We start from the raw sequence: 25251 nt of genomic DNA on the forward strand, positions 1-25251 counted from the left end.
AGGGCATCAGGCCATGAGCCCGGCCGCGCTCCGGACCCGGTGATCGGTGCACGTTCGCCTGTACCAGGCTGCGCATCTTCATGCGTACGCCGACAGGCCTCGGCGCCGCCGAGGACAGGGCCGACCCTGATGGTTCTGCAGACACGGATAGCCTGGTTGACCACATGCGAGTGGCAAGCATGCCGCCGACTGCCCGCTACCCGCTACCAGTTACCGGTTACCGGTATGCCTGCGGCGGGCGGCCCTCACGGGCTGATTCGGGGCCAACGTTGCCTGACGCGGCACCAGTTGAGGCGGCCGGGCTCTCTAGTGCTGTGACCATGAAGGTTCGCCGGGTTGGTCGGGCTGCGGCGGGGACCGCTCCAGCGGACGCGCTTCTCGCCGCAGAGACTGCGTGTTTCGGCGCTAACGTGACTCCGTGACGCAGCGAACGAGCACGGTGGTGCTGATGTGTGGTCTTCCGGGAGCGGGCAAGACCACCTATGCGATGGAACTGGTGCGACGCGGTTACGCTCGGCTCTCGATCGACGAGGCGGTCTGGCAGCGGCTTGGGCAGCGCGACGCCGGCCTGGTGCTGGAGACGGAGGCGTTCGACCAGCTCAAGGAGGAGGTCCGCCGCCAGCAGCGGCAGGAACTGGTCGAGCTGATGTTGGCTGGGCGTGACGTGGTGGTGGACTACAGCTTCTGGAGTCGCGCCGCCCGCGATGATTACAAGGCACTGGTTGAGAGCCACGGTAGCCGTTGGGAACTGGTCCATCTCAAGGCCGACCGGACGACGCTGGAGCGTCGCCTCGCGGTCCGGAACGGTGAGGAGGGCGCCAACTCCGTCACTGTGGATGAGAAGCTGCTCAACCGCTACGTGGCCAACTTTGAAGAGCCGAATGGAGAGGGCGAGCGGGTCTTCATGCAATCTTGGAGTTGAGGACCTGAAGCTGTGCGGCGGGGAGGGGACGCCCGCCCCAGCGCAGGCCCTTCTCGCTGCGGATGCGGGCGCGCTCGCGGCGTTGGGCGGCGAGGACATCGGGGTGACGGGCGTTGGCGTTGCGCCAGCGCAGGTAGGTGTGCAGCGCCCGGGTCTGGACGGTGTGGTTGGAGTTCGCGAGGGTGAACTGCCGCAAGGGTCCGAAGTGTGCCTCGATCGGGTTGGCCCAGGAGGCGTTGGTCGGTGTGAAGCACAGGTGGACGTTGTTGTTCCTGGCCCATCGGAGGATCTTCTTGCCGTTGTGGGCGGAGAGGTTGTCCAGGATCACGTAGACCGGGGCACCGTCCGGGCGGGCGGCTCGGATTGACTTGAGCGCGGCCAGGGTGTTCGCGGTGCCCTTGCGGCGGCGGTTGACGCCCCACAGGGTGTCGTCGCCGATGGAGTAGCAGCCGTGGAAGTAGGTCACGCCGTGGGTGCGCTTGTAGGTCGCCGGGAGCCGGTCCGGCTTGCCCTGCTTGGCCCAGCAGGCGCCGGCGGTGGGACGGATGCCAAGCGGGCCGAACTCATCGAATGCGAATGTCCGGTCGGGGAAACGTCGAAGAACATCCTCGATCCGGTCGAGCTTGGCGTCGTAGTCGGGGTCGTTGGACTCCTTCCAGGTCTTGGTGCGTTGGAAGGTGATGCCTCGTCGGGTGAGCAGACAGCGCAGGGCCTCGCGGCCGATCCGGATCACCCGGCCATGGACCCGGCGGAGGTAGGCGAGCAGCTTGCGGATGGACCAGCGGGTGAAGGGCCGGCCGAGCTTGGCCGGTCGGGTGGTAGCCGTCTGGACGACGAAGTCCTCGTCATCAGGACTGAGTAGGCGGGGACGGCCTCCCGCCCAGCGAGGGTCCAGGCAGGCCAGACCGATCTCGTTGAACTTGTGGATCACGTCCCGCACTGTGTCCTCGTCGGCCTGGACCAGCTGGGCGATCACCGGTACTCGGTTGCCGCCGGCTGAGGCCAGCAGCATTATCGCCCGCCGGTAGCGCACCGTGTTCGTGCTGCCCCGGCGCACGATCCGCTGTAACTGCTGGCCCTCCTGATCGGTCAATCGACGCATATTGACCGGCTCCGCCGCCCCTGCCTCCCCCACCAGATCGGATGTCCGCTCACATCCAATCGGTTCAGGCGCTCCTGCCGCCAACCCGGTGAACCTTCTCGGTCACCGCACTAGGCCGTTGCCCGCTGGACACGGTAGTTCCAGCGGGCGAGTGACCTGACGGCGGTTTCGGCACCGATGGGGGTGGGTCAGCGGGGGAGGTCGGCGTGGTGCTGGAGGAAGGCCTCGACGTCGGCCGGGTCCTCCAGTGGCAGGGGGTAGAGGAGCAGGCGGTCGACGCCCAGGGCGGCGTAGTGTCGGGCGTCGTCCGGGGTCACCTCGACCGGGTCGATCTGCATGAAGTTGATCTCCAGTCGGCCCAGGTGGGCGGGGCGGGGCACCTCCGCCGCGGCCTTGCGGAGTCCGTCGAGGTGGCGGGTCAGATCCTGCGGGCTGTGGCCGTTGCCGATCCAGCCGTGGCCCCTGGCGACGGCCCGGCGGTAGGCGGCGGGACTGTGGCCGCCGATCATGACGCGCGGGCCGTCCGGCCGGACGGGGCGCGGGTGTGCGTCGACGTGGGTGAAGTCCGCGTAGCGGCCGTGGAATTCCGGCTCGGGCGCGCTCCACAGTTGGCGCATCGCGTCCAGGTACTCGTCGGTGCGTCCGCCGCGTTCGGAGACTCGCACGCCGACCGCGGCCATCTCCGGCTCCAGGTAGCCGGGGGCGACGCCGAGCAGCAGCCGGCCGCCGGACAGCACGTCGAGGCTGGCGGCCTGCTTGGCCAGCACCACCGGGTTGCGCTGCGGCAGGATCAGGATTCCGGTGCCCAGTTCCATCTGCTCGGTCAGCGCCGCCACGAATGACAGGTGCACCAGCGGATCGAGGATCGGGTCGGTGGGCGCCATCGGCGACTCTGGCACCCGCGGACTGGGCAGCACCACGTGGTCGCCGACCCACCACGACCGGTAGCCCCACTCCTCGGCCCGGCGCGCCAGCCGCGCCGTATCGGCCGGACCCAGCGTCGCCTTCGCGCTCAGCCCGTACACGCCCAGTTCCATGATCGACTGCCCTCCGTTCAGCCCCGGTGTGCGACCTGTGGCACCAGGGGCCGGTGTCTGCGCCCGGACTCCTCGAACGCTAGTCGAGCAGGTTCGTGCGTGTGGTTCGTTCGGGTGAGGACGGGAACTTACGGTCCGTCAACTGCCGGGTGGTTCATCGGAGGTCGGTAAGCGCTTTCCTGTTGGTGGCTGGGGCGGTGTGTGCAGCGCTGCGGCCGCCTCGCGGACGTGCCTCGGGGACGTCGTGGGGGCGAACGTGGGCTGATGTCGTTTACAGCCCGGGGTCGTCCGGCTCCGGGAGTTCCAGATCGTCGATGGGACGGGGGTGGGGGGAGCGGGGGAAGGGGCGGGGCAGGTCGGGGTTGGGCTCGGTCTTCGGGCGGTTTTCGGGGAGTTGATCGATCGACGGGTCGGGCAGGCCCTGCCTGCGGGCGCGGGCGCGGGCGCGGGCGCGGGCGCGGGCGTGGGCGTGGTTGCGGTTGCGGTTGGTGGGAGGGGGAGCGGGGATTGCGGGGTCGGCCATGGGGTCGGGTCCAAACCGGAGGGGGAGGGTCGACGACTGTCCCGGGCAGGGCAGTGGGGAAGGGCTGCACGGGACCGGTTGTCGGGCTTCGTCGGGGGACGGGTCGACCAGCGTCTGCACCGGAGTCGCGGGCACCAAACCCGAGGGTGCGGTGGGGTCGGCGGTTCGGTGGCGATCTCGGTGGCCAGGCGCGTTGCCGAAAACCGGTCCGATCAGCGCCGGCAGTCACCGCAGGAACAGGGTGGCCGAGCGTCGGACGGTGAACGCGCAGCACGGTACTTGCGGAAGAGGACCGAATGCGCGGCCGGGTCCCGCGCGGTGCGGAACCCGGCCGTCGGCCGGTCGTGTCCGGCCCGGTCATACCCGGTCATGCCCGGTCCGGGTCGGATTGGTCGTTCAGCGTGTGCTGGCGATCTCGATGCAGGCCAAATCGATCTGGTCGGCGAGCTGGCGGACCAGGTCGGCGAGCGCCGAGGTGGTCACCGGGTCGAGCACGTTGTCGTCGCGCTCCGCCCACTCCTGCCACTCTGCGGGCAGCGCCCGCAGCAGTTCGACCACCTGCTGGGCGGGTATGGCCAGATCGCCGGAGAGTCCGCAGATCACCGGAACGCTGAGCCGCCCCATGGTGTCCACCTCCTTCTGCCGTGCGCTTCTGCCTCTCTGCTCATCCGACTTCTGCCCGGGAACGGGTGGCGGAAACGGCTGCGCCGAAGGCGATGGTCCGGGGCGCGGAGGGGCGTGCCGACGGTGGCCGGCGTTGCACAGCAGGTAGCGGCGGTGGGGTGGTGGAGACGGTGACGCGGACGGGCGTGCCGGCGGTGGCAGCCGTTTTACAGCAGGTAGCGGCGGCGCGGGCACCGGTGCGGGTCCCGCCGAATCGCGGTCGTGTGGGCGCGCGAGCAGGTACCGGTCGGTGCCCAGGTGGGATGGCCCGCTTCCAGGTCGGCGACGTCGCGGAGGGTGAGGACGTGGTCGGGCGCGGGCGCGGCTACGCCGTCACCGAGGGGGTCGAGCAGGAACGCGCCGTGGTCGCCGTTCTCGGCCCGGCCGACCACCCGTCCGGCGAAGCGTGCCGCCGAGTCTGCCGGCACCGGTGCGCCCGTCGGCCTCGGACGCCGTCCCGCCCGGGTGGACGTGTCGACCCGGTCCCCGTATTCGCCGCCGAACAGTGCTGTCGGCACCCGCCCCGTGCCGTCCGGCGGCAGCACGTGTACAGCCGACGCTCGCGCCCCGGAATGCCACCGGAAGGTGCGGTTGGCAGGCGACGGCACGGCCGCACCGCGAACCGCGACGGGCGGATCGAGCGCTGCGACCCGAATCCGACCAGGTGTGACGGAGGGCGCCGGTGGCACTGCTCGGATCGGGGGCCCGGAAAATTGATCTCTCCGGACCGCCGGGTTCCGCTAGCCTCCGGGGGTGACTGGGACTGGTCGGTATCGGTGGCGCACTCGCGTGCGCGGGCGCCTGCCTTGGTGGCTTGTCAATCGGGGCTTCTTCGGCAAAGGCGCGCAAGACTGCGGATCGCACGAGTGGTACAACCACGACAACCGCGTTGCCCGGTGCTACCACTGCGAGGTCGGCGCGCGGCCCTGGGCGGTGACGTCCGACAAGTCGGCTCCTTCCCAGGACAGTTGATACGGCTGCGCTCCTAAACAAGCTCTCTCCGAGAGCGGATCTTGGAGGTGGCCGTGGCCCGCCGTCCGGGAGTGTCCGTCCGGCCGGTGAGCGTGGAGGGGGGCCGGCGGCTGCGGCGGATCGGACGGACCTCGAAGGGTCCGGTGGCGGAATGCTGGAGTGTTCGAGTTCCCGCTGGAGGACGCGATCGCCGGGGAGGCGTAGCGGGGCGAGGTGGATCTGTCGCTGGGATACGGATCCTGGATGTGCGTCGGCCCGCCGGGCGAACTGGCGGGCCGACGCGCATTCAGGATCGATGTCGACAATCCGCGGTTCAGCAAACGCGCATGGAGCCCAGGTTGTCCTTCGTCCCGCTGCCGAAGTCGAAGGACTGGGTGTCGGTGCCGGCGATCCAGCCGATCTGGTTGTTGTAGTCCGTGCCGCTGTAGAGGCACCAGTTCTTGCCGGTGCGGTTCCAGTACGACTGGTTGTTGTGGTAGACGCCGCCGCCGTCGTAGCTGTTGAAGTTCGAAACGTCCGACGTAATGCCGTAATAAGCGCCACGGGACAGCGTGATGGTCCAGATGCAGAACTTTCCGGATGAACACTGACCGGTGCTCTGCGGGTTTATCACGACGTCGGACGAATCCGCGGCGAACGCGGCGTTCGGGCTGATCAGCGCGGCGAACACTGCAGTTGCTGCGAGCATCGTCTTGACGCGCATCAGGACCCCCCTTGGGTTGTTGATTACCTTCCTTCAATCTAGCGACGGCGGCTCCCTGTGACATGACCATGCGTCAAATGTGATCATGGTCACCATGTGCTGGCGGCTGCGGCTGCGGCTGCGGCTGCGGCTGCGGCTGCGACGGGGTCGGGTACGACGTGGCTCCGGCCGCTGCTCTCCGGTGGGCCGTCCGATGGTTCTGCGGGCAATGTGCCGGTCAACCCAGTCGGCAGGGGGGAGTGGGAAGCGGGGGCACAGTGACCAGGAGCCAGCGTCCCTCCTTCTTGGTCAGGCCCCATACGGTGCAGCCTGCTTCAGCGTTGGGGTCGGTGCTGACGATCAGGGCGCGATCTGTCTCTCGTACCTCAACGGACTCCGGCGGGACGCTGCCAAGACTTGCCAGCCACGCCTCGGCGTAGTGATCGCCGGTAGTCTCCTTGGAGAAGTACTCCTGGAGTGCTTTGCTGTCGCCCGCCTTCACTGCGCGCATGACTTCTGCGGAGAGCTCGTTCTCGCTGGATGCGCCCGGGGGTGTGGTCGTGGAGATCGCCACCACGACGTAAGTCATCCAGGCGGCAACCACCGCCCCCAGAAGTATGAAGGGCAGTCGACCGGACGGCTTGGCAGCAACAGGCATGGTGATTCCTCCCTATGGGCCCCGGGATTCCGCAGGGCGGTTCTTCCGACGGGCTGTCAGGTGAGCGAGACCTGTCTTTGGCTACCGGGGGCTCCGATCGGTCGGCCCCCTGCTCCTGTCTCGGCCGACAGTGATTCTCCGGTCGGCCACTCTAGCGGGTCCCTTCCGGAGCGGGGGCGAGGTCTCGGGCCACAGTCCTGCTGGCGGAGGGAATCTGATGGTGCGACAGGTCGCGTCACTGTTCGGGATCTTGAAGTCCGCCGCGGACCGAGTGCTGGACGGCCTTGCGTCGCTGCTGGCGATCTCGCTCGCGCGGCGGCTGCGGCAAGGCGTCGTACTGATCGTGGACGGGGCCCTGGCGGCCACCCGCGGCAGGACGATCGCTGCCTCCGGCAAGAACCACCGGTAGTCGACCAACTGGCAGGGGGTGATCGACGCCAACGGCCGATCGGTCGTCGCCGTCGGCCTGTCCCTGCCCGGCAACCGCAACGCCCCCGCGCGCCTTCACGCATCGGTCGTCGACCGCGTCTGTCGGGCGCCCCGGTCCCGACGGGCGGCGGCTGTCGGGGAATCGGCGCCCTGACTCCGCACCGGCGCCGACGCGGACTGGAACACCTCACCCCTCGGCGCGAAGCCGACAACACCGGCCACGGGCTGTTGCCTTGAGGTGCCGTCAGGAGGACCCGCAACCCCGGGCTGAAGGGGGCCGTCCGGATCCGTATCATCTGCGCATGCCATCTGCCGCAACGCCGTCCGGGCCCGTTTACGACCTGTGTCGAGCTGTTCCCGAACTCCACCGACTGCGGGCCGCCGCACAGGCCGGGGACTGGGCAGCGATCCGCGCGGGTTTCACCGCACTGAAAGACCAGGATGACACTGCCGCAGCCGCGCGGATTGTCGCCGAAGTTCCCCAAGTGGACGCCATGTTGAAGGCGGCGATCAACGCGGCAGGTGACAGTCCGGACGGAATCCTGCCCCGCACTCTGCTGGCCTACCATCACATCCGGATCGGCTGGGCCATCCGAACCGGCTACCGTGCCAGATATGTCTCCGCCTCGAAGTTCGCGCGCTTCCATGAGCACCTGCGCCAGGCAGAGCGGCTACTCACCGACGTGCTCGTCCTGGACCAGCACTCCACCCTGGCCCGGCACCTGAGCCTGATGACAGCCCGCGGCCTGCAGCTCGGCCAGGCCGAGGCCCGGCACCGGTACGACCACATCGCCTCCGTGAGCCCCGGCCACTACTACGCGCAGAGCCAGTTGCTCCAGCAGCTTTGCCCGAAATGGAGCGGCAGTTGGGAGGCCGCGCACGCCTTCGCGGACGAGTGCCGAGAGGCTGCGGTTCCTGGCGGGCTCGGTGCCGTGATCACCGTGGAGGCGCACCTGGAGCACTGGATGGACATCAGCGGCGGCCGGCGCCTTCTGTACTGGCGACGGCCCGGCGTGCGAGACTCCCTGATCGCGGCAGCCGAGGCGTCCGTGCTGCACCCGGCACATCGGCCGAACTTCAGCCGGATAGCCGTGCACTCCGTGTTCGCCGCTGCCTTCAGCGTCGCCGGGCTCCGCTCGCGCGCCTTCCGCCACTTCGAGGAACTCGGCGAGTTCAGCGACCGGCAACCGTGGGGGAGCATGTTCACGCTGCCGGCCGACGAATGGCTCCGCCGCCGCGCCGCTGCCCGCCGGGCCGCCCGGCGGGCCGAAATCTTCGGCCGGCGCCCCCGCTGACCGCTGCCGTTCGGCGGCCCCCGGGGCGGCGCTGTGCAGTGCTCCGTGGGGCCGTAACGGGTGGCGTCGCGGGCGGGGCGGCGCGATGGTCGCGGGAGGGGGCGGGGCCTGGTGTGCCCGTACAAGTGGGGGGCGAACGACGAAGGACGGACAGGGCAGGAGGTGGAAACGGAATGTGCGCCGGCAGGCACAGAACGTGGCGTGGCGCGGCCCGGACGGGTGCGGGGCGCGGGTGCGGCCCGCACGGTTCGGGCCGGACCGGGCGTGGCGGGCGGGCGGTGGTGCCGGGCGGGCGGTCCGGGAGGCGGGGCGGTCGTACGGCGTGTCGGCAGGTCCGGCGCGGAGCGGGCGGCGGGCTGGGTCGGCGGAGCCGGACTGCGCCGTGTGCCGGGGTGGCGTCGGCCGGGCGGACGTGGCGGCGGGAGGGCGGACCGTGAAGCCCGGACGCGGGGACGGCAAGGTGCGTGCGCCGCTCGGCAGTCGGCAGGCCAGGACGCGGCGGCGGGCGGCGCTCGCGCGCGGCACCACGGTGCCCGTGCGGCGGACCGGGCTGGAGCGGCTGGCCGGCCGGGCCTGGCGGCTGCTCGCCGTCGCGGTCGCCGGTTACGCCGGGTACCTGATCGTCAGTCGGCTGCTGCTGCCGGTGGTGGCGGTGTTCGTCGCCCTGATCGTCACCGCGGTGCTGCGCCCGCCCGCCGACCTGCTGGCCCGGCGGATGCCGCGTGCGGTGGCGGTGCTGCTCACCGTGCTGGGCTCGTTGCTGCTGCTCGCGGGGCTGGGGACGCTGGTCGCGATGGTGATCCGCTCCCAGTCCGGGCAACTCGGCGGGCAGGTGCGTGGCGGCCTGGACCGGCTGGAGCACTGGCTGGAGGGCCCGCCGTTCCACGCCCGCGCGGGCACCCTCGGCGACCTGCAGCACCGGCTCGGCCAACTGCTCAGCACCCACCGGGAGACCGTGCTGTCCACGGCCGTCACCGGCGCGGGCTGGGTGGTCGAGGCGGCTGCCGGGGGCGCGCTGGCGCTGTTCTGCGCGGTGTTCTTCACGCACTCGGGCGAGCGGATGTGGGGCTGGGGGACGTCCCTGCTGCCCGCCCGCCCGGCCGGCGTGTGGCGGCGGGCCGGCCGCGCCGCGTGGCGCACGTTCGCGGGCTACACCCGGGGCCTGTTCCTGGTCGCGGGCACCAACGCCGTGGTGGTCGGCGTCGCACTGGCCGCGCTCGGCGTGCCGCTCGCCGTGCCACTGGCCTGCCTGGAGTTCGTGGCGGCGCTGATTCCGCTGATCGGCTCACCGATCGCCCTGGCCGTGGCCTCGCTGGTCGCGCTCGCCACCCGCGGGCCGGTGACCGCCCTGGTGGTGCTCGCCATGATCGTGCTGGTCGGCCAGCTGGAGGGCCACGTCCTGCAACCCCTGGTGATGGGCTGGGCGGTCCGCCTGCACCCCGTCGCGATCGCCCTGGCCGTCGCCGTCGGCGGCACCCTCGGCGGAATCGTCGGCGCGGCCGTCGCGGTGCCGGTGCTGTCGGTGGGATGGGCGGTGTTCCGTGAGCTGCGCCCACCGGCGGGCGAAGCACCGAGCGAGCCCGGGGGCGGATGAGGGGGGGGCAGGCGGGGCGCGGGCGAGGGGGCGTGTGCCCGGGTAGGACGGTCCGGTCGCAGGCGCGCGGTCTCGGCCGTCAGTGGCGGTGAGCAGAATGTCGATCATGTTCGACGGACTTCACGACATCGACTGGTCGCAGATGGAACACGCCTACGGCACCGCGGAGGAGGTGCCGGGGCTGCTGCTCGGGCTCGCCTCACCGGACGAGAAGGAGCGGCGCGAGGCGCTCGGCGAGTTCTACGGCGCCGTCCACCACCAGGGGGACGTCTACCGGTGCACGGCCGCCAGCGTCCCGTTCCTGTTCGAGCTGGCGGCGGACGTCGGTGCGCCGGGCCGGGCGGCGGTGATCGAACTGCTGGTCAGCATCGGCCGGATGGCCGTCGAGTCCGGCGCGACCGAGGAGGACGACGGCTGGGACGAGTCGGGCCACTACCGGGCCGCGGTGGCGATGCGGGAGCGGGCCGGGACGTTCGTCCGGTTCGTCGCGGATCCCGACCGGCTGGTGCGGCAGGCGGCGATACCCGCGCTCGGGCTGTTCGTCGACGACGCGGAGCGCGCCGTCGCGGTGCTGCGGGAGCGGCTTCCCGGCGAGCCGGGGGTGGTCGAGCGGCTGCTGCTGGTGGAGGCGATGGCCACGCTGGCCCTGCGCCGGCCCGAGGCGGTGGCGCCTGCGCGGGAATGGCTCGCCGCGCTCGCCGAGGACCGTGCCGTCGATCCGAGCACCCGACTGGCGGCGCTGGTCCAACACGCCAGGTGCACACCGGAGTTCCGCGCCGAGGAGACCACCCGCGCCGCGATCGCCCTGCTGCGGGAGAGCGTGGCCCCGGCCGACGACCGGTTCCGCGCCCCCGCGCCGGCCACCGCGGCGCCCGCGGCCGGGCAGGTCGGTGTGCCGGCCCACGTCATCGCCGCCTTCGAGGACCTCAAGCGGGAGTCCGAGGTCCACTCGCCGCTCACCGACCTGCTGCGCGCCTTCCACGAAGTCCTGGGGGACCGGGTCGCCGAGCGCACGATGCTGCTGACGGAGCAGCTGCGCAGCGGCGACCCGGGTGCCCGGCTGGACGCCCTGCGGATGAGCAGGACCGTTGTCGGGAACTGGCGCGGCGACCACGGCCCACTGGTCGCGCTGCTCGGCGACCGGCTCACCGACCCGCACCCGGAGGTCGTCGCCGAGGCCGCGGCCGTGCTCAACGCCTGCCATCCCGTCGCCGAGCCGGCCCGCCCGGCGCTGGCCGCGCTCGTCGCCGCCCAGCGGGCGCAGCACGGGCCGCAGGCGTGGGACCAGCCGCAGCCCGACCTGCGCCGGGCCCACCAGGAGGCCGTGCTCGCCCTGGCGCAGCTCGGCGACGAGCGGGCGCTGCCGGGTCTGCTGGCGGCGCTGGACGGGGGAGCCGATGCCTGGCGGGCGGTCCAGGTGGCGGGCTGCCTGCCCGGCGCGGCAGGGCAGTTGGCGCCCAGGGTGGCCGCGCGGCTGCTCGGCTTCGACCAGGAACAGGAGTGGATCGGGACGGAGGTGGGCGCGGCCCTCCGGGCACTGGGGAGCCTCGGCGGCCCGGCGGCGCTCGCGGCGGTCGGGGAGGTGCTCGACCGGGCGGTGTGGGGGAGGAAGTGGGACATCGTCTGTTCCGCGCTCGCGGCGTTGCAGCAGTTCGGCCCGGCGGCGGCGCCCGCGCTGCCGACGATCCGCCGGCTGGCGACGCTCGACGCGGCCGTGGACCTCCGGGTGGCGCCCGCCGCGGTGGCCGCGCTCCAGGCGGCCGGGGCGGACCCGGACGAGGTGCTGCCCCTGCTTCTCGACCTGCTGGACAGCGGCAGCTCGCACCGGGTCAACGCGGCCGTGGACGTCCTCGCCGCGGTCGGACCGGCGGCGACGGCCGCGCTGCCGCGCCTGCGCGAACTCCTGGACGACGACTCCGAATGGGTCCGGGTGCGCGGTGCGACCGCGCTCTGGGCGATCGGCGGCGAACCCGAGGCGCCCGCCGTCCTCGGCGTCCTCCTCCCGGCCTGGGAGAAGAACTCCGCCGTCGGCACGCATGTCGCGCGCTGCCTGGACCGGATGGGCCCCGCCGCCGCCCCGGCCGTTCCGGCGCTGCGCGCACAGCTGGACCGGCCCGCACGCAACGACCGCTGGTTCGGCGGTATCGAGGCGGACGAGACCCTTCAGCGCATCTGCCGCGCGGTGCTCGCCCGGCTCGCCTCACCCGGGACGGTGTGAGACCCCGGCTGCCAACGCCCTGAGCCCGGCCGTCGGCCTCGCCGGTGGCCACCGACCGACCGTCGTCGGCCTCACCGGCGGCCACCGCCCGGCCGCCGTCGGTCGCGCACCGGGCCGTGCGGCGGGGTGCGTGCCGGGCCGTGCAGCGGGGTGCGCAGCGCCGGCAGGCGGCACACGGCGGACAGCAGGGTTCGGCAGACCGGGCCGAGGGCGGTGCGGATCGGGTGGGAGCGCATGGTGCGCAGGCGCAGGTCGAGCTCGACGTCGACCCGCAACTCGGCCTCCAGGACGGCCAGCAGCTGCCGTTCCCTGGGTGAGAGAGCCGCACCGTCCACCGTTGTCACCGCCACTCGTCGGACTGTTCCGGGCCCGCCCCGGCCGTTCCGGCCGGTGTCGCGGTCAGTGCGTGAAGCGGTGGCGTGGCCGGCCGCGCGGCTGCCCGGCGGCGGTGGAGCCGCTCGGGCCGGTGGTGCCAGTGCCGGTGCCGGCGCCGGTGCCGGTGGTCGACGGGTCGGCGGCGGCCCGCTCGTGGTGGTGGTGCCGGTGGTGCCGGTGCGTGGCGGCACGTATCAGGAGCAGGCCGGCGCAGAAGATCAGGGTCAGCGCGATTCCGGCGAGGAACGCGCCCAGGGTGCTGATCGTGGCGATGTGGTTGCCGAGCACCGTCACGCTCGTCTCGGGTCCGCCGCCCAGATTGTCGGAGATCAGCAGGCCGACGAACGCGCCGGACGCGGCAAAGAGGAGGAATCCGAGCAGCAGCAGCATGGTCAGTCCTTTCGCTCGCTCCATTGCTCCGTTGCATGCGGCGTCTGCCCGGTGCGCCTCCGCCCAATCAGCGGCCTGCGGAATGGGGGCATTCCGGGCAGCCGCCGCGCGGACGTCCCGGCTCAGGGCGTCCGGAACAGACGGCCCAGGTGGTGGCGCAGGACGGCGGTGGCGGCGTCGGGGGTGCGCTGGGCGAGCAGGACGCTGAGGCCGAGGCCGGCGGAGAGGGAGAGCAGGACGACGGCCTCGTACCGGGGATCGGGGACGTCGGCGGCGGTGAGGTGGGCGACCAGGAAGGCCTCCATCTCGTTGGGGGCGGCCAGGAAGGGCTGGCCGGCGAGGGCCGGGTCGGTGACGGAGAGGACGGCGTACGCGGTGTAGACGAGGTGGAAGGTGCGGCTCTCCTCGTCGGTGGGGACGGCCTCCAGCAGGACCGCCTCGACGATGTCGCGCGGGGAGGGCGGCGCGGCCGAGGTCGCGGCCCGGACCCGGTCGCGGACGCGCTCGCCCATCCGGACCCCGAGGCGGGTGAGGGCGGCCAGCAGCAGCTGTTCCTTGGTGTCGAAGTAGTACTGCACCAGGCGGACCGAGATGCCCGCCTCCTGTGCGACGGAGCGCATCGTGACGGCGTGCAGCCCCGTCTGCGCGGCGGAGCGCAGCAGGGCGTCAATGATCAGGGCCCGCCGTTCCTCGTGGTCGACCAGCTTCGGCATCCCGGCCCCTTCGAACGTTTTTGTGGTACAACCATACCATCAAGGCCTGCTGCGATGCGGCCGCTGCGTCATCCGGGAGGGGCTCATGACCAGGACCAGCGTCGGACACTTCGTCAGCGAGGAGGCGCGTACGGCGTTCCTCGACACCTACGACCGGGCGATGGAGCTGTGGCCCGCCCCGCACCGCGCCCTCGACGTCGAGACCTCGTACGGCACCGTCCACGTCCACCGCTACGGGCCCGAGACCGGCGACCCCGTCGTCCTGCTGCACGGCCACGCCGGCCACCCCGCCAACTGGCACCCGCAGATCGCCGCACTCGGCGCCCAGCACCCCGTCTACGCGATCTCCACCCTCGACGACCCCGGCCGCAGCGTGCAGCGCGCCGTCGCCTCCGGGCCGGCCGAGAACGCCCAGTGGCTCGGCGAAGTCCTCGCCGGGCTCGACCTGGAACGCGTGCACCTGGTCGGCGTCTCGTACGGCGGCTGGCTGGCCCTCAACCAGGCGATCCATGCACCCGAACGGCTGGCCTCCGTCGCCCCGCTCGACCCGGGCGGCATCGAGAAAGTCCCGGCCCGGTTCTACGCCCACATGGTCGCCGGCCTGTTCGGCATGCTCGCCCCCCGCCGCCTGCGCCCCGCCCTCGCCCGCCTGCTCGCCAACCCCGCCCTGGTCGCCCCGCCCGAGATGCTCGCCCCCCTGATGCTCGCCATGCGCACCTGGAAGCCCGCCGCCCGCCCCGCCGCGCCCCCGTTCGCCGACGACGACCTGCGCCGCGTCGCGGTCCCCGCCCTCGTCCTGATCGGCGCCCGCAGCGCGCTGTTGCGCCCGAAGCGCGTCCTGGCCCGCGTCAACGCCCTGCTCCCGTCGGCACACGCCGAAATCGTCCCGGGCACCGGCCACGGCCTCACCCTGGAACGCCCGGAGCTGGTCAACGCCCGGCTGCTCGACTTCTTCGCGGCCACGAAGGCGGAGCACGCCGCGAGTTGACGCATACTCAGCCGGTCCGTCGGTCCGTCGGTCCGTCGGTCCGTCGGTCGGTCGATCCGTCCGGCCGCGGAGGGTTGGGCGACGAGGACGTTGCCGTGCGCGCAGGCGTCCAGACAGACCGCTCTGATCATCTGCTTTTCGCCTCGGCCCGGCCCCGTGTGCCGTCCACGGTGGCGGGTGTCCCGGCTACCCGCCGGGTGGGGGAGTGGCGGGTTCGGGTTCGGGTGTGGGCTCCGGCTCGGGGTGGCCGGGGTCGGGGCGGCCCGGGCTCGGGGGTTGCGGGGGCTGGGGCTCGTACGGGACGGGCGGGGAGATCGGCGGGTCCGGGTCCGGCGGGAGGGGGGAGGGGCCGAACGGGCCGGGCGGGTCGGTGGGGCGCGGGGGGCTGTCCGGCGGCTCGGGCGGCCTTACGTCCGGGTCGACGGGAATCGGCATCGTCATCGTGATCACCGCCCGAGGGCGTGCTCCAGCTGGTGCTCGTTCGTCTTCGGCCGGCCCCGGACGCCTCGTCGTGCAGTTGGTCCTCGGCCGGCCCCTGCGCCCCGCCGGCGCCACGCTTCAGCAGGCTCCACCCGAGGTGCTCGTCCCGGGGCTCCCGCGTGGGGGCTCGATCCGGCGGGCATGACTGCGCTCCTTTCGTTGCCGGGCGGTCACGTCGGCGCATACCCGGATGGATCGGAACGAATCGGGTCCGGTGCGATTCAAACGCGGCCGATCGGGTACGAGTGGGGCGTCGCACCGGGCGTACCGTCCGGCGCGGCCGACCCGCAAGGTCGCCAGCCACGGCAGGCGAGCCGCGTGCCGGGAGCCGCCACCTGGCTGAAGAGGCCGGGTGTCATGGTTCTCCGCCCGCCGCCCCGTACGGCCGCCGACGGTCGGATGCCGTTCGTCCGACGGGACGCCGGCCAGGGGTGTCGCAGCGGGCCTGCGCCGTCCCCGGGAGGTGACTCCCAGTGACCACCATGACCCAACGCCACCCGTCGGCCCGCCGCACCGGCGACCGACCGACCGACGAGCCCCCGCGCGCCACGACCGGCCGCGACATCAGCCCGACGCCCGACACCCCACCGGTGTACGAGATCGACCTGATGTACCGGCCGACCCGGCGCGAGATGCGCGCCATGGGCAAGTTCGAGGCCCGTGAACTCAGCGACGCACTGTTCCGTCGGCTGGCCGAACTGCCGCCCGAGGACCCGAAGTCCAGCTACGTGCGCGGCACCGTGATCGAACTCAACATGCCGCTGGTGCGATTCGTCGCCGCCCGGTTCCGGCACCGCCCCGAGGAACTCGACGACATCCTGCAGGTCGGCACGATCGGCCTGATCAAGGCGGTCGACGGGTTCGACCCGGACCGCGGCGTCGAGTTCGTCACCTACGCGATCCCGACCATCTCCGGCGAGATCAAGCGGTTCTTCCGCGACACCTCGTGGCCGGTGCGGGTCCCGCGCAGCGTGCAGGAACGCTACCTGGCCGCCGCCCGCGCCTCCGACCGGCTCGAACAGGACCTCGGCCGGCTGCCCGACACCGCCGAACTCGCCGAGGAACTGCACGTCTCCGAGGCCGAGGCGGCCGAAGGGCTGGACGCCGGACGGCTGTGCCGCTGCGACTCACTGGACTCGCTGCGCGACGAGGACTCCGACGACACCGGCAGCGCGCTGATCAACCGGCTCGGCGCCTGCGACCCGGAGCTCGAAATCGCCGAACTTCGAGTCGCCGCAAGGCCGTTCCTCAGCCGACTGCCCGAGCGGGAGCGCACCGTGCTGCTGCTGCGGTTCTGGGGCGGACTCACCCAGAGCGAGATCGCCCACGAGATCGGCGTCTCGCAGATGCACGTCTCGCGGATTCTCGCCGCCACCCTGACCGGGCTGCGCCAACAGATAGAGGGCGAGGCGGAGTTCGAGACGGACGCCGCCTCGGACCCGGAAGCGGACGCCGCCCCGGACACCGCGGGTGATTGAGCCTCGCCAGGCCGGGTAGCCGCGCGGACCGAGACCCACTGGTGGAGAGCCGCACCGCTCGGCAGGAGGTGTTCGTACCGTGGACCCGCAACCCGCCGCCGGTGCCGCCCCCACCGACCTGCCGCTGCTGCGCGTCCACGCCGCCGCCGAACAGGCAGGATTCCCAGGGCTGTTGGCCACCCCGGGCCGGACGGCGCGCCGGATGCCGGAGACCGCCGGCGCGGACGAGACGCCGACCGTCCGGGCGACCGGCGGGGATGCGGATGCCGGGAACGCAACCGTGCGACCGGATGCCATGCTCCCGGACGGGACGTTCCCGGGCGGTACGGAAGGGGCGGGCGAGCCGCGATGAGGAGCCGGCCCGTGCCAGGGCCCGTGGAAGGTCGCACCGAGCGTCGCCGCCTGCCGTTGGAGACCGAGTCCGGGGCGGTCGCGCGCAGTCGCGAGTTCACCCGCCTCGCCCTCCAGGCGTGGGGTTGGCTGCCCGCGCGCGACGCCGACGGGCGGGCGGCGGCCGACGACGTGTTGCTGATGACCAGCGAACTCGTCACCAACGCCTGCCAGCACGCGGTCGGCCCCTACGCGCTGGAACTGACCAGGTGCGGACCGCTGTTGCGGGTCTCGGTGCTCGACCGCGACGACCGGATGCCGGTGCTGGGCGCCCCGTACGCCCGCGCCCGGCCGGGCGGCCACGGGCTGCGGGTGGTGGACCGGCTGGCCGCGGCATGGGGCAGCGAACCGGTGCCCGGCGGCGGCAAACGCGTCTGGCTGGAGACGCTCCGCCCTCCGGCCGAACCCACGACGGGACGGCGCCACCGCGGACAATTGGGGCCCCTCCCCGTCCGTCGGCCCCGGTCCCGACCCCGCTGACCGGGGGCGAGGCGGTGGGCACGCGGACAGCGCACCCGACCCGGGTGTTTGCCCCCTTCCCCAACCGGTCAGACGCCCGGCAGGCCCGAACCGGGCCGCGCCCCGCTTCCTCGCCGGCCGCACCGGGAGCCGCTCCCGCCGGCCCCAGTGGCAACGCGGCGCAGCGAGATGACGAAGCGACGCGGCGAAGCGACGTGACGAGAGACGGAGGAGAGAACGCATGAGCATGATCCAGGAGACCGTCGAGGTGGACGTCCCGCTGCGCACCGCGTACGACCAGTGGGCGCAGTTCGAGGAGTTCCCCCAGTTCATGGACGGCGTCGAACAGGTGACCCGGATCGACGAGCGGCACAGCCACTGGCGCACCAGGATCTCCGGCGTCCAGCGCGAGTTCGACACCGAGATCGTCGACCGGCAGCCCGGTGAGAGGATCGCCTGGCAGACGGTCGGCGGAGACGTTCGGCAGAAGGGCGAGGTCAGCTTCGCCCGGCTGGACGACGGCCGCTGCGAGGTGCGGCTGGCGATGGACTACGACCCGCAGGGGATGGCCCACCACGCCGCCGACACCATGGACGTGATCGACCGGCGGGTCCGCGGCGACCTGGAGCGGTTCAAGTCCTTCGTCGAGGAGCGCGGCACCGGCTGATCCGGGTTCGAGCCCCTCCGCAACGGTCCGGGTTTGAGCCCTTCCGCAACGGACAGCCGCCCCCACATGGAACACCTTCACTCAGGCCCCGCCGACTGGCTGGACGTCCCCGGGCACTGGACGTTCCTCGACCCGGTCACGGAGCGCCTCGCCGACTTCATCCAGGCCCTGCCGCTCGGCCGTGCCCGCGACGTCCTGCACGGCGTCCCGCTGGGCCACCCGCTGCACCCCGCGCTCGTCCCGACCCCGATCGGCTGCTGGCTGGCCGCCGGACTGCTCGACCTCACCGGCGGTGACCAGCGGGCCGCCCGCCGGCTGACCGCGGCCGGGCTGGTCAGCCTGCCGCCCGCGCTGTGGGCCGGCTGGGTCGACTGGTCCCGGCTGCCGCCGCTCCAGCGCCGCACCGGACTGGTGCACGCCGCGAGCGCCGCCACCGGGGCCGTGCTGCACCTGTGCTCGCTGCGCGCCCGCCGCCGCGGCCACGGCGTGCGCGGCCGGCTGCTCGGCCTGAGCGGCACCACCGTCGTCGGTCTCGCCGCCGCGCTCGGCGGGCACCTGGCGTACCGTCAGGCCGCCGGCGCCGCCCACGCGGAGGCCGAGTTCCGGCTCGCCCCGTCCGACTGGCAGTCGCTCGGAGAGACCGCCGGCTTCCCTGCCGACGTGCCCGTGCGCGGCCGGCTCGGCGAGGTCGCCGTGCTCGTCGTGCACGGCTCCGACGGCAGCTGGACCGTCCTCGCCGACCGCTGCACCCACATGGCCGGCTCGCTCGCCGCGGGCGAACTGATCGACGGCTGCGTGCAGTGCCCGGTGCATCAGTCGCGCTTCCGGCTCGCCGACGGTCACCCCGTGCAGGGCCCCGCCACCGCTCCGCAGCCCCGCTTCGAGACCCGCATCCTGGACGGCCACCTGGAGGCCCGGCCGCCGCTCGGCCCATGACCGCCCTCGACGACCTCCTCGACCGCTGCGGCACCACCTACGCCGAACAGGCCGGCATCCGGCTGCGCGACACCCCCGCGCCGCTGTACCAGCTGCTGGTCCTCACCCAGCTGTGCGCCGTCCGGATCCGCGCCGACACCGCGGCCGCCGCCGCCCGCGAACTGTTCGCCGCCAAGTGGCGCACGCCGCGGGCGATGGCGGAGTCCGGCCGGCAGCAGCGGATCGACGCGCTCGACCGCGCCCAGTACGTCCGCTACGACGAGAGCACCGCCACCGCACTCGTCGAGGGCGCCGAACTCGTCCGGCAGCGCTGGCGCGGCGACCTGCGGCGGCTGCGCGCGGAAGCCGGACGCGACCCGGACGCCATCGGCCGGCTGCTGCGGGAAGTCCCCCGGATCGGCCTCGTCGGCGCCGACGTCTTCCGGCGCGAGGCCCAACTGCTCTGGCCCGAACTGCGCCCGTTCTTCGACCACCGCGCCCTGGACGCCGCCGCCCGGCTCGGCCTGCCCCGAACCCCCGACGCGCTCGCCGAACTGGTCCCCGCCCGCGACCTGGCCCGCCTCTCCGCCGCGCTCGTCCGCAGCTCGCGGACGGGTTGAGCCGATCGGCGGTTGCCCGTCCGCAGCGCGCGGACCGGTTGGGCCGATCGGCGGTTGCCCGTCCGCAGCGCGCGGACCGGTTGGGCCGATCGGCGGTCGGCCAGGTGTGCGCCACCTCCCGAGCTGGGCAGACGCGCTGACGGTGCGTTCGGAAACCGCCGGGTGCACGGCTCTTGCGACGGAGGCGAAGATGGCCGCACCGCAGCGCCCGGGGGGCACGACCGTGGAGACCGACGTCCCCGGCAGACTGGACCGGCTGCCGTGGTCGCCCTGGCACTGGCGGATCCTGATCGGCCTCGGCACCGTCTGGATCCTGGACGGCCTGGAAGTCACCATCGTCGGCAACCTGGCCACCCGGCTCGCCGAACCCGGCAGCGGCATCACGATCAGCACCGCCCAGGTCACCACCGTCGCCGCCGCGCTGTACGTGGCCGGCGCGTGCTGCGGTGCGCTGTTCTTCGGCTGGCTCACCGACCGGCTGGGCCGAAAGAAGCTGTTCATGGTCACCCTCGCGGTGTATCTCGCCGCGACCGCCGTCACCGCGCTCTCCTGGACCGCCTGGTTCTTCTTCCTGTGCCGGTTCTTCACCGGCTTCGGCATCGGCGGCGAGTACGCGGCGATCAACTCCGCCATCGACGAGCTGATCCCCGCCCGGGTCCGGGGCCGGATCGACCTGATCGTCAACGGCAGCTTCTGGATCGGCGCCGCGATCGGCGCGTTCGCCTCGATCGCGCTGCTCGACACCGCGCTGTTCGCCACCGACATCGGCTGGCGGCTGGCCTTCGGCATCGGCGTGGTGCTCGGCCTGGTCATCCTGCTGGTGCGCCGGCACGTCCCCGAGAGCCCGCGCTGGCTGTTCACCCACGGGCGCACCGAGGAGGCCGAGGAGATCGTCACCGAGGCCGAGCAGATCGTCGAACGGGAGACCGGCAAGCCCCTGCCGCCGGTCGACGGACCGCCGATCCGGATCCGCGAACGCGGCCCGATCGGCTTCGTCACCATCGCCCGCACCCTGGTCTCGCACTACCCGCGCCGGACGATCCTCGGCCTGGCGCTCTTCATCGGCCAGGCCTTCCTGTACAACTCCGTCACCTTCGGGTTCGCCGTGATCCTCACCAAGTTCTTCGACGTCCGCACCGGCGACACCGGCTACTACTTCGCGGTGATCGCCGTCGGCAACTTCCTCGGCCCGCTGCTGCTCGGCCACCTCTTCGACTCCGTCGGCCGCAAGCCGATGATCGCCGGCACGTACATCGGCTCGGGCGTCCTGCTGTTCGGCACCGCCTGGCTGTTCCACCGCGGCTCGCTGAACGCCACCACCATGACCGCCTGCTGGACGGTTGTGCTGTTCTTCGCCTCCGCCGGGGCCAGCGCCGCCTACCTCACCGTCAGCGAGATCTTCCCGCTGGAGACGAGGGCGCTGTGCATCGCCTTCTTCTACGCCGTCGGCACCGCCGCCGGCGGCATCTCCGGGCCCCTGCTCTTCAACGGCCTGGTCTCCAGCGGCCAGGTCGGCGACGCCACCCTGGCGTTCTGCATCGGTGCCACCCTGATGACCCTGGCCGGCCTGGTCGAGGCCCTGATCGGCGTCAAGGCGGAACGCCGCAGCCTGGAGTCGCTGGCCGCCCCGCTCAGCCAGATCCCGTCCGAGCCCTGACGGTGCGTCAACACTGCGCCAATTGGGGATACCCTGCGAGCGGCGGCTCCCTGACGGCGTTCCGGATCGGGACCGACGACCAGGCCTTCGACGACGCGAGCCTCGGCACCGCCGGTCGGCCGACCGTCGAGGTCACCCCGACGGGGTCGGTGATCCGGCGGATCGTCAGCCCAGCGTCCACTGCTGGGCGGGCGAGCCGTTGCAGGTCCACAGTTGGAGCCGGGTGCCGTCGGCGGACGAACCGTTCGGGGAGTCCAGGCACTTGGCGGAGCCGGTGTTCACGAAGGCGCGGTTGCTGCCGTACGACCACTGCTGGGCGTCCGTCCCGTTGCAGGTGTACAGCTGGATCACCGCGCCGTCGCTGTGCGAGGCGGCGTCCACGTCCAGGCACTTGCCGAGCGCGCGGACCGTCCCGTCGGCGCCGACCGTCCACTGCTGGGCGGCGTTGCCGGTGCAGTTGTGCAGCTGGATCGGGGTGCGGTCGGCGCTGGAGGCCCCCGCGACGTCCACGCACATGCCGCCCGGGCCGCTGATCTGCCCGGTGTACGGCACCGGCCCGCTGCCCGACGTGGTGACGTGCACGTAGTCGACCACCATGCTCTGCGGGAACGTCGACGACCCGTCGGGGCTCCCCGGCCAGTCGCCGCCGACGGCCAGGTTGAGGATCATGAAGAACGGGTGGTCGAACACCCAGCGGTTGCCGCCCAGATCGGCCGGGGTGCGGGTCTGGTAGGCGTGGCCGTCCACCGACCAGGTGATGGCGGACGGGCTCCAGTCGACGGCGAACACGTGGAAGTCGTCCGCGAAGGCCTGCCCGGCGGGCAGTGAGTACGGCGCGCCGAGGCCGCCCGCACCCGAGTAGCCCGGCCCGTGGATGGTGCCGTGCACCGTGCCCGGCTCCCGCCCGATGTTCTCCATCACGTCGATCTCGCCGCTGTTCGGCCAGCCCGCCGTGCCGATGTCGTTGCCGAGCATCCAGAACGCCGGCCAGATCCCCTGCCCGCGCGGGATCTTGATCCGCGACTCGAAGTGCCCGTACGCCTGGGCGAAGCTGCGGGAGGTGTTCAGCCGGGCCGAGGTGTACTGGCAGGTGCCGTACCAACACGCCAGCCCCGCATCGGAGTTGCGCCTGGCGGTGATCACCAGGTGCCCCTGCCCGTCCAGCGCGGCGTTCGCCGCCCCCGCCGTGTAGTACTGGAGCTCGTGGTTGCCGTTCCCCGAACCCCCGGTCTCCACCGTCCACTTGGCGGGGTCGACCGCCGCCCCGGCCGGTCCGTCGAAGTCGTCGCCCCAGCTCTGTGCGGCGGCGGGCTGCGTGGCGGTCGACTGCGTGGTGGCGGGCTGCGCGGCGGCCGACTGCGCGGCGGCCGGGGCGGCGCCGAACAGTGCGGCGGCCAGGAGGAGTGCGAGGCCGGCGAGGGGCCGACGGCGGGTGGGCGGGGCAGAAGTCATGGGCGAACCTGCTTCCTGCTGGCGCTCGTCGACGGCGATCCGCCGCCGGTAGGCCGATGGTACGAACGCGTACTCGCCATGGCAATGTCAAGGGAGGGCTTGTCGCGGCCCGGGGCGTTCGGTACGACCGGAGCACGGGCGGCGGGACGCGGTCCCGGGGCGGACCGGCGCCGAACCGGGAGCCGGCGGCAGGGATCCCGGGCGCGAGCGGGACGGCGGGCCGGGGGAGCGGCGGGCGGTGCGGCGCCCGGGCGCATTCCGCGCCGAGCCCGCCCCGGTCGCCAACTGCGCGCCGGTGGCTGCCGGGTGTGAGCGGTCCGGGTCGTGGGCACGGGCACCCTGGTGCGGTCGCACCGTCGAACTCGGACCTCGACCTGCCGTCGCGGCCGCAGGGAGCGGCGGGCGGCCACCTGTTCCCTCGCGGGGCTCTCTCGTAGAACGGATCCGACGGTGAACCTGGCACGCCGCAGTACGGAGACGGGCACCGGCCACGCCCTGGTGCTGGGCGCCGGCATCAGTGGCCTCTGCGCCGCCCGGGCCCTCTCCGAGGTGTTCGACCACGTCACCCTCGTCGAACGGGACACGCCGGCAGGCGACGGCGCGACCCGGCGGGGCGTTCCGCAGGGGGCGCACGTGCACTCGCTGACGGTCCGTGGGGCGAACGTCCTGGAGGGGTTCTTCCCGGGCTTCGTCGACGAGCTCGCCGCCGACGGCGCCACCCTCGTCAACGCGCTGAGCGAGGTCGAGATCGTGTTCTTCGGCTCCCTGCTGTGCAAAGTGCCGCTGGGCACGGTCCTCCAGGCCAGCCGCCCGTTCCTGGAGGACCGCCTGCGGGCGAAGGTCTGCGCGGCGCCCAACGTCACCCTGCTGGACGGCCGGGAAGCGACCGCCCCGCTCACCACGCCCGACCGCAGCAGGGTGACCGGAGCCCGGGTGGTGGTTCCGGGCGTGCCCGGAACCACCGAGGAGATCGACGCCGACCTCGTCGTGGACGCCATGGGCCGCGCCGGCCGGGGCGCGACCTGGCTCGGAACCCTCGGCTACGGCAAGCCCGTCGAGCAGCGCCTGCGGGTCGACGTGGCATACGCGAGCCGCCGCTACCGGCTCCCCCCGGGCGCGATCGGCGCGGACAAGGCACTCCTCGTCGGCGCGACCCCGACGCGCCCGCGCGGCCTGGTCCTCACCCGGCAGGAGAACGACATCTGGGTGCTCTCCCTGTACGGATTCGGCGGCGGCCACCACCCGCCGACCGATCCGGACGAATTCCTGCTCTTCGCCCAGGAGTTGGCCACCGTAGGCGGGTGGGAGGCCCTCCGGCGCGCCGAACCGGTCACCGACGTCGCCGCGTTCGCCTACCCCCACTCCGTACGCCGGCACTTCCATCGGCTGCGCCGCCTCCCCGACGGCCTGATCTCCATCGGCGACGCGATCTGCAGCCTCAACCCGATCTACGGAGCGGGCATGACCGTCGCCGCCCTCCAGGCCGCGGCCCTGCGCGGGTGCCTCGTCGGCGGCACCCGGAACCTCCCCCGGCGCTTCTACCGGTCCGCGGCGAAGTCCCTGCAACTCTCCTGGCTGTTCTCCACCCTCGCCGACAGGTCCATGCCGCAGGTCCCGGGCACCCGCCCCGCCCTCGCCGCCCTGCTCGCCACATCCTTCCGAGCCACCATGCGGGCCGCCGCCACCGACCCGGAGATCGCCGCCGCCGTCTGGAACGCCGTCAGCCTCACCGGCTCCCCGGCCGAACTCGCCCACCCCCGGGTCCTCGCCGGGACGCTGCGCAACTGGCCCCGCCGACGATCCGTCAGGTGACGGCGGCGGCCGGCGGCGCCGCCCCGCGCCGGGTTCCGGGTCGGGCGAAGGACGGCCGGCGGGCGGCGGGCCGGCTGGGCCGGTCGGGGTGGGGCGATGCCTACGGGACGTTCCAGGCGGAGAGCACCGGTCGGCCGTGCTCGGTCGCCAGGACGGCGAGGGTGCCGGGGTCGGGGTGGCCGAGCAGGCCTGCGGCGGACGGGTCGAGGCCGAGCCAGCGGACGGCGAGGATACGGGCCAGGTGGCCGTGCGCGACGACGGCGACGTCACCCTCGGCCAGCAGGGGGCGAATGCGGCCGAGCGCGGCGTCCGTCCGGTCGGCCACCTGCTGGAGCCGCTCGCCGGGGTGCGCCGCGTCGCCCGGGACGACGCCGTCGCGCCACAGGTCCCAGCCGGGTCGGGTCTGTTCGATCTGATCGGCCGTCAGGCCCTCGTAGCCGCCGTAGTCCCACTCCAGCAGGTCGGGATCGGGCGTGACGCCGGTCAGGCCCGCCAGCTCGGCCGTCCGCAGGGCCCGGCCGAGCGGGCTGCTGACGACGGCGACCGGGCGGCGGGCGGCGAGCCGCGGGGCGAGCGCCCGGGCGGCTGCCTCGCCGGCCGCGGTCAACGGGACGTCGGTGCGGCCCGCATGACGGCCCGACAGGCTCCACTCGGTCTGGCCGTGTCTGATCACTATCAGTTCACCCATGGCCGTGCAGGTTAGCCGATGAGATGCCCGGCGGCTGTGGCGCACCGGGCCGGTCCGGGTGCGGGCGGCGAT

25 protein-coding genes and 1 pseudogene are annotated in these 25251 nt (G+C 73.0%); 14 read left to right on the top strand and 12 right to left on the bottom strand.

Translation table 11 applies throughout. The features are described 5' to 3' along the window. Positions 1–418: 418 nt before the first annotated feature. Complete coding sequence (locus ACIQF6_RS22925; RefSeq protein ID WP_400897848.1) at positions 419–922, top strand: AAA family ATPase; 504 nt, start codon at positions 419–421, stop codon at positions 920–922. Here ACIQF6_RS22925 and ACIQF6_RS22930 read toward each other — a convergent pair. The 7 genes from ACIQF6_RS22930 to ACIQF6_RS22960 all read right to left on the bottom strand — a co-directional run bounded on the left by ACIQF6_RS22930 (position 903) and on the right by ACIQF6_RS22960 (position 6559). Beyond that, on the bottom strand, positions 903–2024 hold the full coding sequence (locus tag ACIQF6_RS22930; protein WP_400897850.1) for an IS630 family transposase: 1122 nt from the start codon (positions 2022–2024) through the stop codon (positions 903–905). The two genes, ACIQF6_RS22925 and ACIQF6_RS22930, sit on opposite strands and share 20 nt — an antisense overlap. A gap of 188 nt (positions 2025–2212) precedes the next feature. Further along, a complete protein-coding gene (locus tag ACIQF6_RS22935) occupies positions 2213–3061 on the bottom strand; it encodes an LLM class F420-dependent oxidoreductase (protein ID WP_400897852.1) in 849 nt (282 codons plus the stop codon). Between the two features lie 271 nt (positions 3062–3332). Beyond that, positions 3333–3584: a hypothetical protein gene (locus ACIQF6_RS22940; protein WP_400897854.1), complete on the bottom strand. Its 252-nt coding sequence runs from the start codon at positions 3582–3584 to the stop codon at positions 3333–3335. A 396-nt stretch (positions 3585–3980) separates the two neighbouring features. Continuing rightward, the gene (locus ACIQF6_RS22945; protein WP_400897856.1) at positions 3981–4208 is read right to left on the bottom strand and encodes a DUF6213 family protein; all 228 of its coding nucleotides are present in this window, start codon (positions 4206–4208) and stop codon (positions 3981–3983) included. 206 nt (positions 4209–4414) lie between these two features. Beyond that, entirely contained in the window at positions 4415–4675 is a 261-nt protein-coding gene (locus ACIQF6_RS22950; RefSeq protein ID WP_400897858.1) for a hypothetical protein, read from the bottom strand. Between the two features lie 857 nt (positions 4676–5532). Beyond that, positions 5533–5922, bottom strand: a complete 390-nt coding sequence (locus tag ACIQF6_RS22955; RefSeq protein WP_400897860.1) for a peptidase inhibitor family I36 protein — start codon at positions 5920–5922, stop codon at positions 5533–5535. A 217-nt stretch (positions 5923–6139) separates the two neighbouring features. Continuing rightward, on the bottom strand, positions 6140–6559 hold the full coding sequence (locus ACIQF6_RS22960) for a hypothetical protein (protein WP_400897862.1): 420 nt from the start codon (positions 6557–6559) through the stop codon (positions 6140–6142). 211 nt (positions 6560–6770) lie between these two features. Here ACIQF6_RS22960 and ACIQF6_RS22965 point away from each other — a divergent pair. The 4 genes and pseudogenes from ACIQF6_RS22965 to ACIQF6_RS22980 all read left to right on the top strand — a co-directional run. Then, a pseudogene (locus ACIQF6_RS22965) lies at positions 6771–7210 on the top strand (IS5/IS1182 family transposase); the annotation flags it as partial. A gap of 80 nt (positions 7211–7290) precedes the next feature. After that, positions 7291–8283, top strand: coding sequence for a hypothetical protein (locus tag ACIQF6_RS22970; protein WP_400897864.1), 993 nt, complete (start codon positions 7291–7293; stop codon positions 8281–8283). Between the two features lie 433 nt (positions 8284–8716). Then, complete coding sequence (locus ACIQF6_RS22975; protein ID WP_400897866.1) at positions 8717–9877, top strand: AI-2E family transporter; 1161 nt, start codon at positions 8717–8719, stop codon at positions 9875–9877. A gap of 106 nt (positions 9878–9983) precedes the next feature. Continuing rightward, complete coding sequence (locus ACIQF6_RS22980; protein ID WP_400897868.1) at positions 9984–12095, top strand: HEAT repeat domain-containing protein; 2112 nt, start codon at positions 9984–9986, stop codon at positions 12093–12095. Between the two features lie 71 nt (positions 12096–12166). On the opposite strand, the gene ACIQF6_RS22985 is transcribed toward ACIQF6_RS22980, so the two are convergent. From ACIQF6_RS22985 to ACIQF6_RS22995, 3 genes are all read right to left on the bottom strand, one after another. Beyond that, complete coding sequence (locus ACIQF6_RS22985) at positions 12167–12445, bottom strand: hypothetical protein (protein WP_400897870.1); 279 nt, start codon at positions 12443–12445, stop codon at positions 12167–12169. A gap of 49 nt (positions 12446–12494) precedes the next feature. After that, complete coding sequence (locus ACIQF6_RS22990) at positions 12495–12884, bottom strand: hypothetical protein (protein WP_400897872.1); 390 nt, start codon at positions 12882–12884, stop codon at positions 12495–12497. Positions 12885–12982: 98 nt separating this feature from the next. Further along, complete coding sequence (locus ACIQF6_RS22995) at positions 12983–13573, bottom strand: TetR/AcrR family transcriptional regulator (protein WP_400897874.1); 591 nt, start codon at positions 13571–13573, stop codon at positions 12983–12985. 85 nt (positions 13574–13658) lie between these two features. Here ACIQF6_RS22995 and ACIQF6_RS23000 point away from each other — a divergent pair, with 85 nt between their 5' ends. The 8 genes from ACIQF6_RS23000 (at position 13659) to ACIQF6_RS23035 (ending at position 21227) form a co-directional block, all read left to right on the top strand. Then, entirely contained in the window at positions 13659–14561 is a 903-nt protein-coding gene (locus ACIQF6_RS23000) for an alpha/beta fold hydrolase (RefSeq protein ID WP_400897876.1), read from the top strand. Between the two features lie 962 nt (positions 14562–15523). Beyond that, positions 15524–16519: a SigB/SigF/SigG family RNA polymerase sigma factor gene (locus ACIQF6_RS23005; protein ID WP_400898342.1), complete on the top strand. Its 996-nt coding sequence runs from the start codon at positions 15524–15526 to the stop codon at positions 16517–16519. Positions 16520–16598: 79 nt separating this feature from the next. Beyond that, positions 16599–16871: a hypothetical protein gene (locus ACIQF6_RS23010; protein WP_400897878.1), complete on the top strand. Its 273-nt coding sequence runs from the start codon at positions 16599–16601 to the stop codon at positions 16869–16871. Positions 16872–16882: 11 nt separating this feature from the next. Continuing rightward, entirely contained in the window at positions 16883–17389 is a 507-nt protein-coding gene (locus ACIQF6_RS23015) for an ATP-binding protein (protein ID WP_400897880.1), read from the top strand. A 220-nt stretch (positions 17390–17609) separates the two neighbouring features. After that, positions 17610–18035: an SRPBCC family protein gene (locus tag ACIQF6_RS23020; protein ID WP_400897882.1), complete on the top strand. Its 426-nt coding sequence runs from the start codon at positions 17610–17612 to the stop codon at positions 18033–18035. A gap of 66 nt (positions 18036–18101) precedes the next feature. Next, positions 18102–18971, top strand: coding sequence for a Rieske 2Fe-2S domain-containing protein (locus ACIQF6_RS23025; protein ID WP_400897884.1), 870 nt, complete (start codon positions 18102–18104; stop codon positions 18969–18971). Next, positions 18968–19570, top strand: a complete 603-nt coding sequence (locus ACIQF6_RS23030; protein ID WP_400897886.1) for an endonuclease — start codon at positions 18968–18970, stop codon at positions 19568–19570. Before ACIQF6_RS23025 ends, ACIQF6_RS23030 begins: the two co-directional genes overlap by 4 nt. A gap of 190 nt (positions 19571–19760) precedes the next feature. Then, the gene (locus ACIQF6_RS23035; RefSeq protein WP_400897888.1) at positions 19761–21227 is read left to right on the top strand and encodes an MFS transporter; all 1467 of its coding nucleotides are present in this window, start codon (positions 19761–19763) and stop codon (positions 21225–21227) included. A gap of 165 nt (positions 21228–21392) precedes the next feature. On the opposite strand, the gene ACIQF6_RS23040 is transcribed toward ACIQF6_RS23035, so the two are convergent. Beyond that, on the bottom strand, positions 21393–22679 hold the full coding sequence (locus ACIQF6_RS23040; RefSeq protein ID WP_400897890.1) for a ricin-type beta-trefoil lectin domain protein: 1287 nt from the start codon (positions 22677–22679) through the stop codon (positions 21393–21395). Between the two features lie 450 nt (positions 22680–23129). On the opposite strand from ACIQF6_RS23040, the gene ACIQF6_RS23045 reads away from it, so the two are divergent. Further along, a complete protein-coding gene (locus ACIQF6_RS23045; RefSeq protein WP_400897892.1) occupies positions 23130–24491 on the top strand; it encodes an FAD-dependent oxidoreductase in 1362 nt (453 codons plus the stop codon). A 100-nt stretch (positions 24492–24591) separates the two neighbouring features. Here ACIQF6_RS23045 and ACIQF6_RS23050 read toward each other — a convergent pair whose 3' ends face one another. After that, positions 24592–25179 (bottom strand): histidine phosphatase family protein, encoded by a 588-nt coding sequence (locus ACIQF6_RS23050; protein WP_400897894.1) that lies wholly within the window; start codon positions 25177–25179, stop codon positions 24592–24594. Between the last annotated feature and the right edge of the window lie 72 nt (positions 25180–25251).

Origin of the sequence: Kitasatospora sp. NPDC092948, assembly GCF_044754805.1 — a bacterium.
GTDB lineage: Bacteria > Actinomycetota > Actinomycetes > Streptomycetales > Streptomycetaceae > Kitasatospora.

What these genes read in the sequence shown, in the direction of transcription:
- ACIQF6_RS22930 (WP_400897850.1), bottom strand. Translation starts at nt 2,024, where the DNA reads ATGCGTCGATTGACCGATCAGGAGGGCCAGCAGTTACAGCGGATCGTG.
- ACIQF6_RS22935 (WP_400897852.1), bottom strand. Translation starts at nt 3,061, where the DNA reads ATGGAACTGGGCGTGTACGGGCTGAGCGCGAAGGCGACGCTGGGTCCG.
- ACIQF6_RS22940 (WP_400897854.1), bottom strand. Translation starts at nt 3,584, where the DNA reads ATGGCCGACCCCGCAATCCCCGCTCCCCCTCCCACCAACCGCAACCGC.
- ACIQF6_RS22945 (WP_400897856.1), bottom strand. Translation starts at nt 4,208, where the DNA reads ATGGGGCGGCTCAGCGTTCCGGTGATCTGCGGACTCTCCGGCGATCTG.
- ACIQF6_RS22955 (WP_400897860.1), bottom strand. Translation starts at nt 5,922, where the DNA reads ATGCGCGTCAAGACGATGCTCGCAGCAACTGCAGTGTTCGCCGCGCTG.
- ACIQF6_RS22960 (WP_400897862.1), bottom strand. Translation starts at nt 6,559, where the DNA reads ATGCCTGTTGCTGCCAAGCCGTCCGGTCGACTGCCCTTCATACTTCTG.
- ACIQF6_RS22970 (WP_400897864.1), top strand. Translation starts at nt 7,291, where the DNA reads ATGCCATCTGCCGCAACGCCGTCCGGGCCCGTTTACGACCTGTGTCGA.
- ACIQF6_RS22980 (WP_400897868.1), top strand. Translation starts at nt 9,984, where the DNA reads ATGTTCGACGGACTTCACGACATCGACTGGTCGCAGATGGAACACGCC.
- ACIQF6_RS22990 (WP_400897872.1), bottom strand. Translation starts at nt 12,884, where the DNA reads ATGGAGCGAGCGAAAGGACTGACCATGCTGCTGCTGCTCGGATTCCTC.
- ACIQF6_RS22995 (WP_400897874.1), bottom strand. Translation starts at nt 13,573, where the DNA reads ATGCCGAAGCTGGTCGACCACGAGGAACGGCGGGCCCTGATCATTGAC.
- ACIQF6_RS23000 (WP_400897876.1), top strand. Translation starts at nt 13,659, where the DNA reads ATGACCAGGACCAGCGTCGGACACTTCGTCAGCGAGGAGGCGCGTACG.
- ACIQF6_RS23005 (WP_400898342.1), top strand. Translation starts at nt 15,524, where the DNA reads ATGACCCAACGCCACCCGTCGGCCCGCCGCACCGGCGACCGACCGACC.
- ACIQF6_RS23020 (WP_400897882.1), top strand. Translation starts at nt 17,610, where the DNA reads ATGAGCATGATCCAGGAGACCGTCGAGGTGGACGTCCCGCTGCGCACC.
- ACIQF6_RS23025 (WP_400897884.1), top strand. Translation starts at nt 18,102, where the DNA reads ATGGAACACCTTCACTCAGGCCCCGCCGACTGGCTGGACGTCCCCGGG.
- ACIQF6_RS23030 (WP_400897886.1), top strand. Translation starts at nt 18,968, where the DNA reads ATGACCGCCCTCGACGACCTCCTCGACCGCTGCGGCACCACCTACGCC.
- ACIQF6_RS23035 (WP_400897888.1), top strand. Translation starts at nt 19,761, where the DNA reads ATGGCCGCACCGCAGCGCCCGGGGGGCACGACCGTGGAGACCGACGTC.
- ACIQF6_RS23040 (WP_400897890.1), bottom strand. Translation starts at nt 22,679, where the DNA reads ATGACTTCTGCCCCGCCCACCCGCCGTCGGCCCCTCGCCGGCCTCGCA.
- ACIQF6_RS23050 (WP_400897894.1), bottom strand. Translation starts at nt 25,179, where the DNA reads ATGGGTGAACTGATAGTGATCAGACACGGCCAGACCGAGTGGAGCCTG.